Origin of the sequence: Enterobacter cloacae complex sp. 397G4 (assembly GCF_050031515.1) — a bacterium.
Taxonomy (GTDB): domain Bacteria; phylum Pseudomonadota; class Gammaproteobacteria; order Enterobacterales; family Enterobacteriaceae; genus Enterobacter; species Enterobacter hormaechei_C.
In genome coordinates this window covers 1226718-1239276 of sequence record NZ_JBLGWE010000001.1, presented here as the reverse complement: position 1 = coordinate 1239276, position 12559 = coordinate 1226718, and the positions used below count along the sequence as shown (strand labels likewise).

Below are 12559 nucleotides of genomic sequence, written 5' to 3'. Positions count from 1 at the left end.
TCACAGGCTGACGCTACGCGCCGGCGTAATGGCGCCATAGTCATTCACACTCTGCCAGGAGAGCGTGCCGCTCGCAGCGGCAGGCAGCACCTGCTGCGCCGAGCTTTTAGGAGCAACCATCAGGTTATCCAGCGTCTGGCCGCCGAGCTTCAGATTGACCAGCGTGACGTAATACGGCGAGGCATTGCTCACCTTAAGATGGTTGCCGACGCGCTCAAAGCGCAGCTGTGAGAGCGCCTCTTCCGGCGGCATCGCCAGGTTAGCCGGGCGAACAAACAGCTTGATACGTGACAGAATAGCCAGTTGCAGGACGTTGTTGCCGTCCTGATGTTTTTTGCTGACGGAGGGAATCGCTTTGACGTTCATGTAAAAGAGCGATTCGCGATCGGCAGGCAGCGCCGGGCCTGCGTAGATAATGCGCAGGGTGTTTTCGCTGGCCGGCTCGCTGACAAACAGCGGCGGCGTGACGGCAAAGGTTTTTTCCTTTTGCCCGTTGGCATTTTCTATCCACGCGTTAATTAAATAGCGCTCTTGTTTATTGCTGTTGGTGATCGCCAGCGACGTTTGTTTGGCATCGGCCGGATAAATAACGCGCGTCGCACCCAGCGCAATTCCGCCGGACGCATTCGCGCTGGCAGAAACCATCATCAAAATAAAAGCTAAAAACAGTCCAGGTTTAATCAGGGTGTTCATCACAACCGTACCTTTAATAATTAGTTCGCAGGCGTCAGGGATAAATCAACGTAAACCAGACATTCGACTGAATAGTGCCTGGTACAAGGTGTTCGGAAATTGCCCGGTAGCGGGCGCTGAAATGAAATACCAGCTCGCGGGTGTCAATGGGTAACCAGCTCACCGCCGTCGCGTTCGGGATGATCTGACGTTGCTGTTCGTCAAAAAGCGCCAGCCCGACACCACTGCTGACCGCATTTTCCCCCGGCCGCGATGTCGCCAGGAAAACCTGCGGATCTTCTGCCGGTGTCACTCCCTGGAACTGGATCCCCACGGTGCGGGAGACGTCCACGCTGCAATCCAGCAGACGTACGGTGAAAGGCACATTAACCGTGGAAAAGCTGCCGACGCCGGAAAAGGCGTTTGTGCGGTATTGCCCCATATCCACGCGCATATTCTGGCTGTCCGGGGCCACGGCGCAGCCGCCGTTAACCAGCTCTCCCCTGAGGTGTACTTTGCCGCCGTCTATGACCACGGTATGTGCGTTTACCGCTGAGGCAATCGCAAGGGCACACAGCAGTATCCCAGTCCTTGTCATCCTTCGCTCCCGGTATAGGCGATCAAAAGACCTCTTCCCTGAGGCCAGCCACATCCCTGTACTCAGGCATTACTCGTATTTCATTACGAATGTTGCGTCCGCGTTTGCCTGGCCTGGCTCGGTGGTCGCCGCCGTGGCTTTATAGCGCGCGGTGAAGTTCAGGGTGTTAGTCCCTTCAATCAGGTTCTGCGCCGCAGAGAAGGTGGCGCCGTCCGGGGTCAGCGTGGAGGATTTGCTGTCGAGGATCTCAATACCCACGCCCTTCGCGGAGTTGTCGTTGTTACCGGAGCTTACCGCCAGCAGCGTTTTGTCGGTGGCGTCGATCTGGCCGGTAAACGCGACAGCAGCGGTTTTCGCGACCGCAGGATCGCAGTCGTTCAGTTCGATGGTGAACGGAATATTGGAGGTGGTGTCACCTACTTTAGTGAATTTCGCGGTACGGTACTGGCCAAGATTAACCGTCTGCTCTGAAGAGTCAGTATTCACTGAACACGCGGCATTCACTAATTCACCTTTAAAATGCACCGTACCACCGTTTACAGATACAGGCGCTACCGGATCTTCTGCGTGAGCGGCACCCGCGACCAGGGCCAGAGTTGCAATAACAGTAGAAGCAATGTTGCTGAGTTTCATGTCTATTCCTTTAAAATGTAAATAACCCTTCCCGCGCATATTCGGGAATAAGAAATACGATCAATTAAAAAATTGAAGGCTTATTTCGGAGAGGACAAAGTAGCTCAGGAATTTATTTTGTAATATGTCAAAACGCTGTCATTTTGCCAGGTCACATCCTAATCACCTCTAAGAAATTGACCATGCCCTGAGAAGGGATTTTGCAGGCCATCGATGAAATCTCGTAAAGGGTGACTGACAGCGGCGCTCGCTTCTGACAAAATACAGGCAATCCCCCCTTTCTAACGTTACAGACGGAATCTTCTCTCTGATGGCAGCAAAGATTATTGACGGTAAAACGATTGCGCAGCAGGTGCGCTCTGAGGTTGCGGAAAAAGTGAAGGCGCGTAAAGCCGCCGGATTTCGCGCCCCCGGGCTGGCCGTTGTGCTGGTTGGCAGCAACCCGGCTTCGCAAATTTATGTCGGCAGCAAACGCAAAGCGTGTGAAGAGGTGGGGTTCGTCTCCCGCTCTTACGATCTGCCGGAAACCACCAGCGAAGCGGAACTGCTGGAACTGATCGACACCCTGAATGCCGATAAAGAGATCGACGGCATCCTGGTTCAGCTGCCGCTGCCTGCGGGCATTGACAACGTGAAGGTGCTGGAGCGCATCGCGCCGGACAAAGACGTTGACGGTTTCCATCCGTATAACGTAGGCCGCCTGTGCCAGCGCGCGCCGCGCCTGCGTCCGTGTACCCCGCGCGGCATCGTGACGCTGCTGGAGCGTTATAACATCGACACCTACGGGCTGAACGCCGTGGTGATTGGCGCCTCCAACATCGTGGGCCGCCCGATGAGCATGGAGCTGCTGCTGGCGGGCTGCACTACCACCGTTACCCACCGCTTCACTAAAAACCTGCGTCACCACGTCGAAAACGCCGATCTGCTGATCGTTGCGGTCGGCAAGCCGGGCTTTATTCCGGGCGAGTGGATCAAAGAGGGCGCAATCGTCGTGGACGTGGGTATTAACCGTCTGGAAAACGGCAAAGTGGTCGGCGACGTGGTGTATGAAGATGCCGCAGCGCGCGCATCCTATATCACTCCGGTCCCGGGCGGCGTAGGCCCGATGACGGTAGCAACACTGATTCAGAATACCTTGCAGGCGTGCGAGGAGTATCACGACGTAGAGGACGCGTAATCATGGCAACTTTTTCTTTAGGTAAACACCCGCACGTTGAGCTGTGCGATCTGCTGAAGCTGGAAGGCTGGAGCGAAAGCGGCGCGCAGGCGAAGATCGTCATCGCCGACGGGCAGGTAAAAGTAGACGGCGCGGTGGAAACCCGCAAGCGCTGCAAAATTGTCGCGGGTCAGACCGTGAGCTTTGCAGGACAGAGCGTGACCGTGACGGCCTGAGCTGTCTGATGCCCGGTGGCGCTGCGCTTACCGGGCCTACGTACTGTCTCCGTTTGTAGGCCGGGTAAGGCGAAGCCGCCACCCGGCAATTTCTCTCACAATCCCCTCACACCCATCACGGTTAATTATCGATCAACTTCAAATAATCACTATTCACTCTGGCGAAATGTGAAAATTAAGTTGCGCGATTTTCAGACTTTCCCCACGATAAGTAGAACGTTCTACTAAAACGTTCTACTTACAATAACAGCGCGAAAAAAGCGCTACTCGGGGGAAATCAGCATGAGCCTGATATCAGGGTTTGTTAAATCGCTGTCTAAGTTATCAATGATTGGTCGCGCCTTAATGCTGCCAATTTCACTGCTTCCCGCTGCGGGCCTGCTGCTGGCCTTCGGCGATAAGTTCCATCTGCCGCTGATGATGAACGCCGGCGGGGTTATCTTTGATAACCTGCCGATGCTGTTCGCCATCGGCTCTGCCGTTGGACTGGCTTCGGAATCCGGCATTGCCGCACTCTCTGCGGCGGTCTCCGTGTTTGTCACCAACATCACCATCAGCACCGTGCTGAGCATCACGCCGGAAATGGCCTCTCAGGGCGGCAAATACGCCATGGTCGTTGGCATTCCGACGTTGCAGATGGGCGTCTTTGGCGGCCTAATCTGCGGTATTCTTGCGGCCTGGTGTTACAACCGCTTCCACACCATGCAGCTGCCGGAGTTCCTCGGCTTCTTCTCCGGCAAGCGCTTTGTGGCGATTGCGACGGCGTTTCTGTCGTTCCTGCTCGGCCTGCTGCTGCCGTACGTCTGGCAGCATATTCAATCCGGGATCGACGCCCTGTCCGTGGTGGTAAACGGCGATAACCAGGCGGCCTCGACCTTTATCTTCGGGCTGGTGGAGCGCGCGTTGATCCCGCTCGGCCTGCACCATATCTGGTATCCCTCCTTCTGGTATTCGTTCGGGGATTACACTACCCAGGCGGGTCAGGTGATCCACGGTGACCAGACCATCTGGTTCAAGATGCTGGAAGAGGGAGTGAAATCCTTCAGCAGCGACACCTACCAGAACGCCGGGAAATTCATGCAGGGCGAGTTCCCGCTGATGCTGTTCGCACTGCCCGCGGCGTGTCTGGCGATGTACCACGAAGCGCACACGAAGAATAAGAAAATCGCGGCCGGTATTCTGTTCTCTGCGGCCCTCACCTGCTTCCTGACGGGCATCACCGAGCCGGTAGAGTTCACCTTTATCTTCGTGGCGCCGATCCTTTACGTCTTCAACGCCATCATGGCGGGCCTGGCGTACATGACCATGTACCTGCTGCATGCGCACATCGCCAAGTCGTTCTCGGCGGGCTTTATCGACTACCTGTCGTTCGGGATCCTGCCGTCGTTTAACGGCTATCAGACCAACTTCCTGAGCGCCATTATCATCGGCATTCCGATGGCATTGATCTACTACTTCACCTTCCGCTTCGTGATCCGTCGCTTCGACGTGAAAACGCCGGGCCGCACCGAAGTGACCGCCAGCGCGAATGACAAGTCCGATTCCGAACTTGCCACCGAAATCATCGGCCTGCTGGGCGGTGCGCAGAACATTGATTCCGTCGGCTCCTGCATCACACGTCTGCGTCTGGAAGTGGCGAAGAGCGAAGCGGTGGACCGGGACGGGCTGAACGGGCTTGGCGCGCGCGGCGTGGTGTTCGTTGGCGATAACGGAATACAGGTGATTTTCGGGGCCAGAGCACAGTTTATCGCCCAGACCATGTCCACGATGATTGGCAAATAATAAGATGCCTGAAGGAGGCGTCTCCTGTACGCTGGGGGACGCCTCTTATCTGGCTGATAATTGGGAAATTTCAGGGAGCGGTTTTGAAGAAAGTCAGCATTATTGATGTCGCAAAGCATGCGGGCGTGTCGGTTTCTACCGTTTCGCTGGTGCTGCGCCAGAAAGGGAAGATCTCAGAGGCGACGATCGGGAAGGTCAATGCCGCCATCACAACGCTGGGTTATGTTCATAACGTCGCCGCTGCCAATCTTCGCGCCAACACCTCCAACTTAATCGGCCTGATCCTGCGCGACTTCAGCGACAGCTTTTCCATCAAGGTGATGGCGAGCATCGTTCAGGAGCTGGAGAAACAGGGTTATATGGTATTTCTCGGTCAGCCGCTGAACGACGGCGAACATCTTGAGCGTACCCTGCTCTCGTTTAAGCAGCAGGGCGTGGCGGGCGTCATCTACCTGGCGTCGGACACCCGCGCCGCCTCTCTTCCGGAACACATTCGTCACTGCCCGCTGCCGCTTGTGGCGGTTTCGCAGTCGTTGCTGGAAGAGAAATGCAACCTGGTGATGCGCGATAACCGCCAGGCGGCGAACCTGGCCGCGCGTTATCTTATCGAGCGCGGGCACCGTAACATCGCCTACATTGGCGGGCGCGACGGGTGCCGTATCCGCGAGCAGCGCCTGCTTGGTTTTCGCAGCGCGATGACGCAGAGCGGCCTGGTCTGGCGTGAGGAATATTCTCCCGCCTGCACCGATGACACGCAGGCGGCGGCCATGGCGACTCGTCAGCTGCTGGAGAAGAACAACACGATTACCGCCCTGCTCTGCCATTCACCGGACGCGATGATCGGTTCAATCTCAGGTATTCACCAGGTGGGGCGCACGGTGGGTAAAGACGTGTTTTTAACCCAGCAGGTGGCGCTGATTGGTTTTGAAGATATGCTCCACGTTAATCTCACGTCGCCGTCGCTGACTTACGTTTCGTCTGCCAGCGAAGAGACCGGCCGCCAGGCGGCAGGGCTGATGATCCGCAGGCTGAAAGAGCCGGATCTGCAAACGCAGCGCATTACCCTCTCCGGGCAGCTTATCGCGCGGGAATCGGCGTAAAATCAGAATTTAGCACAGGTTTGCTGCGGCGGATCTGCTGCTATATTCCCATGATTTGCCATGGATAAATGCAATGCCTACCGTTATCACCCACGCTGCCGTACCTCTGTGTCTGGGCTTAGGGCTCGGAACCAAAGTCATCCCACCCCGCCTGCTGTTTGCCGGGATCGTCCTCGCCATGCTGCCCGATGCCGACGTACTGGCGTTTAAATTCGGTGTCGCCTACGGGAATATTTTCGGCCACCGCGGTTTCACTCATTCGCTACTGTTTGCCCTGGTGGTGCCGATACTCTGCGTGCTGGCAGGCCGACGTTGGTTCAGGGCCAGCCTGACGCGGTGCTGGCTGTTTTTAACCGTGTCATTGCTGTCGCACAGCCTGCTGGATTCAATAACGACAGGCGGGAAAGGCGTCGGCTGGCTGTGGCCCTGGTCTGATGAACGCTTCTTTGCGCCGTGGCAGGTGATCAAGGTCGCGCCGTTTGCGCTGTCACGCTACACCACGCCGTACGGGCATCAGGTAATCATTTCAGAACTGCTGTGGGTGTGGCTGCCGGGGATGGTGCTGATGGGGTTGCTGTGGTGGAGGCGGAGGTAAAAGAAAAGCCGGGTGGCGGCTACGCCTTACCCGGCCTACGGTCGTGATTTTGTAGGCCCGGTAAGCGTTAGCGCCACCGGGCGTTACGGACCTACTTACGACGCCAGGTGGTTCCCTGCGGGCCGTCTTCCAGAATAATGCCCATCTCGGTCAGACGGTTACGCGCCGCATCCGCCGCCGCCCAGTCTTTCGCCTGACGCGCTTCGAGACGTGCTTTGATCAGTGCTTCAATTTCCGCCACTTCACCGTCGTCCGCCTGCGCGCCGCTTTGCAGGAACAGGTCCGGCTCCTGCTCCAGCAGGCCGAGCACGGAAGAGAGCTTACGCAGATGAGACGCCAGCGCATTGGCCGCCGCCATATCTTCTGACTTCAGGCGGTTCACCTCACGCGCCATGTCGAACAGCACGGAGTAGGCTTCCGGGGTGTTGAAGTCGTCGTTCATGACCTCAACGAAGCGGGCCTCGAACGCCTCACCGCCTGCGGCCGGAACAGATTTATCGGTGCCGCGCAAGGCGGTATACAGACGCTCCAGCGCAGCGCGAGCCTGCTTCAGGTTCTCTTCGCTGTAGTTCAGCTGGCTGCGATAGTGGCCAGACATCAGGAAGTAGCGCACGGTTTCCGCGTCGTAATACTTCAGCACGTCGCGCACGGTGAAGAAGTTACCCAGCGATTTCGACATCTTCTCGCGGTCAACCATCACCATCCCGGAGTGCATCCAGTAGTTCACGTACTCGCCGCCGTGTGCACAGGTGGACTGCGCGATTTCGTTTTCATGGTGCGGGAACATCAGATCCGAACCGCCGCCATGGATGTCGAAATGGTTGCCCAGCTGCTTGCAGTTCATCGCGGAACATTCAATGTGCCAGCCCGGACGCCCTTCGCCCCACGGGGATGGCCAGCTCGGTTCGCCCGCTTTGGACATCTTCCACAGCACGAAGTCCATCGGATTACGCTTCACGTCCACCACGTCCACGCGCGCGCCGGCCTGGAGCTGGTCCAGATCCTGGCGGGAAAGCGCACCGTAGGTTGGGTCCGTAGGCACCGAGAACATCACGTCACCGTTGTCCGCCACATAGGCGTGACCACGCTCGATCAGCTTTTGGGTGATATCAATGATTTCATGGATATGGTGGGTCGCACGCGGTTCGCTGTCCGGGCGCAGAATATTTAAGGCATCAAAATCCTTGTGCATTTCGGCGATCATGCGATCCACCAGCGCGACAAAGCTTTCGCCATTTTCATTAGCACGTTTAATGATTTTGTCGTCGATGTCGGTGATGTTGCGCACGTACTTCAGGTTATAGCCCAGGAAGCGCAGGTAGCGTGACACCACGTCGAACGCGACAAAGGTACGGCCATGGCCGATATGACAGAGATCGTAAACCGTAATACCACACACGTACATGCCGACTTCCCCGGCATGGATAGGTTTAAATTCCTCTTTTTGGCGCGTCATTGTATTAAAGATTTTTAACATCGAAGATTCCATGTAAACACGTGTGTGGATTGTTTGTTCCTTATAATACCCATAATTCGGAGTACGGTCAGCACACAATGCAAGGTGATCGTGTCCTGTGGTTATGCTATAACAAGCCCCTATATGTGACCCGAGCACGGGTCGACGCACCACAATAACGGAACAGGATGCAAAAATGGTTACTTTCCACACTAATCATGGCGATATCGTAATCAAAACCTTTGATGACAAAGCGCCTGAAACAGTTAAAAACTTCCTGGACTACTGCCGCGAAGGTTTCTACAACAACACTATTTTCCACCGTGTGATCAACGGCTTTATGATCCAGGGCGGCGGTTTCGAGCCTGGCATGCGCCAGAAAGAGACGAAAGAAGCGATCAAAAACGAAGCGAACAACGGCCTGAAAAACACCCGTGGTACGCTGGCAATGGCCCGTACTCAGGCGCCACACTCTGCGACCGCACAGTTCTTCATCAACGTAGCGGACAACGACTTCCTGAACTTCTCTGGCGAAAGTCTGCAAGGCTGGGGCTACTGCGTATTCGCAGAAGTGGTTGAAGGGATGGACGTGGTCGACAAGATCAAAGCCGTTTCTACTGGCCGCAGCGGTATGCACCAGGACGTTCCTAAAGAAGACGTTGTGATCACAAGCGTGACCGTCAGCGAGTAATTCGTGGCGACACTCTTTATTGCGGATCTGCATCTGCAAACAGAAGAACCGGCGATAACCGCCGGTTTTCTGCGTTTTTTACGCGGTGAAGCGAAAAGCGCCGACGCGCTGTACATTCTGGGCGACCTGTTTGAGGCCTGGATAGGCGACGACGATCCGAACCCGCTGCACCGTGAGATAGCTGCGGCCATTAAAGTGCTGGTGGATTCCGGCGTCCCCTGCTATTTCATTCACGGCAACCGTGATTTCCTGATCGGCCAGCGCTACGCCCGCGAGAGCGGTATGACGCTGCTGCCGGAAGAGCAGGTGCTCAACCTCTATGGCCGCAATATTCTGATCATGCACGGCGACACGCTCTGCACTGACGATACCGGCTACCTGGCGTTTCGCGCCAAAGTTCACACCCCGTGGATCCAGAAAGTGTTCCTCGCCCTGCCGCTGTTTATCCGCAACCGCATCGCCGCCAGAATGCGCGCGGGCAGCAAGGCCGCCAACAGCAGCAAATCGATGACCATCATGGACGTCAATCCGCAGGCGGTGGTGAAGGTGATGGAGAAGCATCGCGTTCAGTGGCTGATCCACGGCCATACCCATCGTCCCGATGTGCATTCCCTTATCGCCAACGGCGAGCCCGCCCATCGCGTGGTTTTAGGCGCCTGGCACAGCGAAGGATCGATGGTCAAAGTTACGCCGGAAGGTGTCGAACTGATCGCCTTCCCGTTTTAACGCCTCCCCGTCTTTTCGCTCATTTCCCGACCACGCAACCGTTTTCCTTGCCGGTATTACATGCTATTCTCTGTGCCCTCGAAAGCAGTGTGTTCCGCACCACAGGAGTTTTAAGACGCATGTCTTCCCGCAATAATCCGGCGCGTGTCGCCATCGTGATGGGGTCCAAAAGCGACTGGGCTACCATGCAGTTCGCCGCCGAAATCTTTGAAATCCTGAATGTTCCGCACCACGTCGAAGTGGTTTCCGCGCACCGTACGCCGGATAAACTGTTCAGCTTCGCCGAAAGCGCCGAAGAGAACGGTTACGAGGTGATCATTGCCGGTGCGGGCGGCGCAGCACATCTGCCGGGCATGATTGCCGCCAAAACGCTGGTGCCGGTACTGGGTGTTCCCGTGCAAAGCGCCGCGTTAAGCGGGGTGGATAGCCTTTACTCTATTGTCCAGATGCCGCGCGGTATTCCTGTCGGTACCCTGGCGATTGGTAAAGCAGGTGCGGCAAATGCCGCTCTGCTGGCCGCGCAGATCCTGGCGACGCATGATAAAGATTTGCACCAGCGTCTGGCGGAGTGGCGTAAAGCCCAGACCGATGAGGTGCTGGATAACCCGGATCCGCGGGGTGCAGCATGAAGCAGGTTTGCGTTCTTGGTAATGGTCAGCTTGGCCGGATGCTGCGTCAGGCCGGTGAGCCGCTGGGTATTGCCGTCTGGCCCGTCGGGCTGGATGCCGAGCCGGAAGCCGTGCCGTTCCATCAGAGCGTGATCACCGCCGAAATTGAACGCTGGCCGGAAACCGCCCTGACCCGCGAGCTGGCGCGCCATAACGCCTTTGTGAACCGCGACGTCTTCCCGATCATTGCCGACCGTCTCACGCAAAAACAGCTTTTCGACAAGCTCGGCCTCGCGACCGCGCCGTGGCAGCTGCTTTCCGATAAGCGCGAGTGGGATGACGTGTTTGCGATGCTGGGAGACCTGGCGATTGTGAAGCGTCGCGTCGGCGGCTACGACGGCCGCGGGCAGTGGCGCCTGCGCGCGAACGACACCGCCGAGTTGCCGGACGACTGCTACGGCGAGTGCATTGTTGAGCAGGGCATTAACTTTAGCGGTGAAGTGTCGCTGGTTGGCGCGCGCGGGCATGACGGGCACACCGTTTTTTACCCGCTAACGCATAACCTGCATCAGGACGGGATTCTGCGCACCAGCGTCGCCTTCCCGCAGGCCAATGCTGACCAGCAGGCGCAGGCGGAAGAGATGCTCTCTGCTATTATGCATGAGCTGGGCTATGTGGGCGTGATGGCGATGGAGTGTTTCGTCACGCCGTCGGGTCTGCTGATCAACGAACTTGCGCCGCGCGTGCACAACAGCGGCCACTGGACGCAAAACGGCGCCTCCATCAGCCAGTTCGAGCTGCACCTGCGCGCCATCACCGATCTGCCGCTGCCGCAGCCGGTGGTGACCAGCCCGTCGGTGATGATCAACCTGATCGGTACCGATCTGAACTACAACTGGCTGAAGCTGCCGCTGGTGCACCTGCACTGGTACGACAAAGAGGTGCGTCCGGGGCGTAAGGTCGGCCATCTGAACCTGAACGATACCGACACGGACCGCCTGAGCGCCACGCTGGAAGCGATTGTTCCCCTGCTGCCGCCAGAATATGCGAGCGGTATTGTCTGGGCGCAGTCAAAACTGAAGTAAGTATCCCTCGCCGGGGAGTTGACCTTCCCCTTCCCCGGCGTACAATCCCCGCCCATTGCTGCTCAGTTTTCTTCTGGAACCACCATGAACGATGGAACGGACTATCGCGCGATCCTCGCGTCCGATACCCCTTTAATCGACGTTCGCGCGCCGATCGAATTTGCCCAGGGTGCGATGCCCGCCGCACTCAACCTGCCCTTAATGAACGACGACGAGCGTGCCGCCGTCGGCACCTGCTATAAACGCCAGGGTCCGGACGCCGCGCTGGCGCTCGGCCATAGCCTGGTCAACGGCGAGACGCGCGAGGCGCGCATCAGCGCCTGGCGGGAAGCCAGCCTTGCCCATCCTGAGGGCTACCTTTGCTGCGCGCGCGGTGGCCAGCGCTCACACATCTCCCAGGCCTGGCTGAAAGAGGCGGGCATCGACTACCCGCTGATCCGCGGCGGCTATAAGGCCCTGCGTCAGACGGCGATTCAGGTGACCATTGAGCAGTCGCAAAAGCCGATGGTGCTTATTGGCGGCTGCACCGGTAACGGTAAAACGCTGCTGGTTAAGCAGCATGCGCAGGGCATCGATCTGGAAGGGCTGGCGCACCATCGCGGTTCGTCGTTTGGCCGCACGCTCACGCCGCAGCTTTCCCAGGCCAGCTTTGAAAATCACCTTGCGGTTGAGCTATTGAAAAAAGACGCCGCGCGCTGGGTGCTGGAAGATGAAGGCCGGATGATTGGCTCTAACCACCTGCCGGAGTGCCTGCGAGACCGCATGGCTGAAGCGCCTGTCGTGGTGGTCGAGGATCCGTTTGAGATCCGTCTTGAGCGCCTGCGCGAAGAGTATTTCGTCCACATGTGGGCCGACTTTTCTGCCGCCTGCGGTGAAGAGGCGGGCTGGAAAGCGTACAGCGAATATCTGCATCACGGCCTGTACGCCATTCGTCGCCGTCTGGGGCTGCAACGCTTTGCGGAATTTACCGCCCTGCTGGATGCCGCGCTTGTCGAGCAACAGCGTACTGGCAGCACTGACGCGCACTTCAGCTGGCTTGTGCCGCTGCTGAAGGACTATTACGACCCGATGTACGGCTATCAGCTGGAGAAAAAGGCGGAGAAGATTGTGTATCGCGGGACGTACGAAGAAATTGCTGAGTGGCTCGATCGCTGAAAAATAAAGCCGGGTGGCGAGGTAAAAGCAAAACGGCAACCTGGGTTGCCGTTTTTAATGTTTTTT

The 12559-nt window shown here is 57.4% G+C and carries 14 protein-coding genes; 10 read left to right on the top strand and 4 right to left on the bottom strand.

Features of this window, described 5'->3' with window-relative positions; genetic code table 11:
* The 3 genes from fimC to fimA all read right to left on the bottom strand — a co-directional run bounded on the left by fimC (position 1) and on the right by fimA (position 1903).
* On the bottom strand, positions 1–693 hold the full coding sequence (gene fimC / locus ACQG1Y_RS05880; protein ID WP_015571222.1) for a type 1 fimbria chaperone FimC: 693 nt from the start codon (positions 691–693) through the stop codon (positions 1–3).
* 34 nt (positions 694–727) lie between these two features.
* On the bottom strand, positions 728–1270 hold the full coding sequence (fimI, locus tag ACQG1Y_RS05875; protein WP_017383235.1) for a type 1 fimbrial protein subunit FimI: 543 nt from the start codon (positions 1268–1270) through the stop codon (positions 728–730).
* Between the two features lie 69 nt (positions 1271–1339).
* Positions 1340–1903 carry a type 1 fimbrial major subunit FimA gene (gene fimA / locus ACQG1Y_RS05870; RefSeq protein ID WP_003858911.1) on the bottom strand — a complete coding sequence of 188 codons (564 nt, stop codon included), beginning with the start codon at positions 1901–1903 and terminating at the stop codon, positions 1340–1342.
* Positions 1904–2213: 310 nt separating this feature from the next.
* Between fimA and folD the strand changes: the two genes are divergently transcribed.
* The 5 genes from folD to ACQG1Y_RS05845 all read left to right on the top strand — a co-directional run bounded on the left by folD (position 2214) and on the right by ACQG1Y_RS05845 (position 6772).
* A complete protein-coding gene (folD, locus tag ACQG1Y_RS05865; protein WP_006809817.1) occupies positions 2214–3080 on the top strand; it encodes a bifunctional methylenetetrahydrofolate dehydrogenase/methenyltetrahydrofolate cyclohydrolase FolD in 867 nt (288 codons plus the stop codon).
* 2 nt (positions 3081–3082) lie between these two features.
* On the top strand, positions 3083–3295 hold the full coding sequence (gene ybcJ, locus ACQG1Y_RS05860; protein ID WP_017694378.1) for a ribosome-associated protein YbcJ: 213 nt from the start codon (positions 3083–3085) through the stop codon (positions 3293–3295).
* Between the two features lie 282 nt (positions 3296–3577).
* Positions 3578–5077: a PTS transporter subunit EIIC gene (locus tag ACQG1Y_RS05855; protein WP_003858916.1), complete on the top strand. Its 1500-nt coding sequence runs from the start codon at positions 3578–3580 to the stop codon at positions 5075–5077.
* An 83-nt stretch (positions 5078–5160) separates the two neighbouring features.
* Positions 5161–6177, top strand: coding sequence for a Mal regulon transcriptional regulator MalI (malI, locus tag ACQG1Y_RS05850; RefSeq protein WP_023303216.1), 1017 nt, complete (start codon positions 5161–5163; stop codon positions 6175–6177).
* A gap of 73 nt (positions 6178–6250) precedes the next feature.
* Positions 6251–6772, top strand: coding sequence for a metal-dependent hydrolase (locus ACQG1Y_RS05845; protein ID WP_015571226.1), 522 nt, complete (start codon positions 6251–6253; stop codon positions 6770–6772).
* Between the two features lie 91 nt (positions 6773–6863).
* Here the strand turns inward: ACQG1Y_RS05845 and cysS are convergent, their stop codons facing one another.
* Positions 6864–8249 (bottom strand): cysteine--tRNA ligase, encoded by a 1386-nt coding sequence (cysS, locus tag ACQG1Y_RS05840; protein WP_017383232.1) that lies wholly within the window; start codon positions 8247–8249, stop codon positions 6864–6866.
* A 175-nt stretch (positions 8250–8424) separates the two neighbouring features.
* On the opposite strand from cysS, the gene ppiB reads away from it, so the two are divergent.
* The 5 genes from ppiB to mnmH all read left to right on the top strand — a co-directional run bounded on the left by ppiB (position 8425) and on the right by mnmH (position 12493).
* Positions 8425–8919, top strand: a complete 495-nt coding sequence (ppiB, locus tag ACQG1Y_RS05835; protein WP_000256009.1) for a peptidylprolyl isomerase B — start codon at positions 8425–8427, stop codon at positions 8917–8919.
* Positions 8920–8922: 3 nt separating this feature from the next.
* Positions 8923–9645 carry a UDP-2,3-diacylglucosamine diphosphatase gene (lpxH, locus tag ACQG1Y_RS05830; protein WP_017694382.1) on the top strand — a complete coding sequence of 241 codons (723 nt, stop codon included), beginning with the start codon at positions 8923–8925 and terminating at the stop codon, positions 9643–9645.
* Positions 9646–9764: 119 nt separating this feature from the next.
* Entirely contained in the window at positions 9765–10274 is a 510-nt protein-coding gene (gene purE / locus ACQG1Y_RS05825; RefSeq protein WP_006809824.1) for a 5-(carboxyamino)imidazole ribonucleotide mutase, read from the top strand.
* Complete coding sequence (purK, locus tag ACQG1Y_RS05820; RefSeq protein ID WP_003858922.1) at positions 10271–11338, top strand: 5-(carboxyamino)imidazole ribonucleotide synthase; 1068 nt, start codon at positions 10271–10273, stop codon at positions 11336–11338. The genes purE and purK overlap by 4 nt, the downstream gene beginning before the upstream one ends.
* An 84-nt stretch (positions 11339–11422) precedes the next feature.
* Complete coding sequence (mnmH, locus tag ACQG1Y_RS05815; RefSeq protein WP_015571228.1) at positions 11423–12493, top strand: tRNA 2-selenouridine(34) synthase MnmH; 1071 nt, start codon at positions 11423–11425, stop codon at positions 12491–12493.
* Positions 12494–12559: the final 66 nt, after the last annotated feature.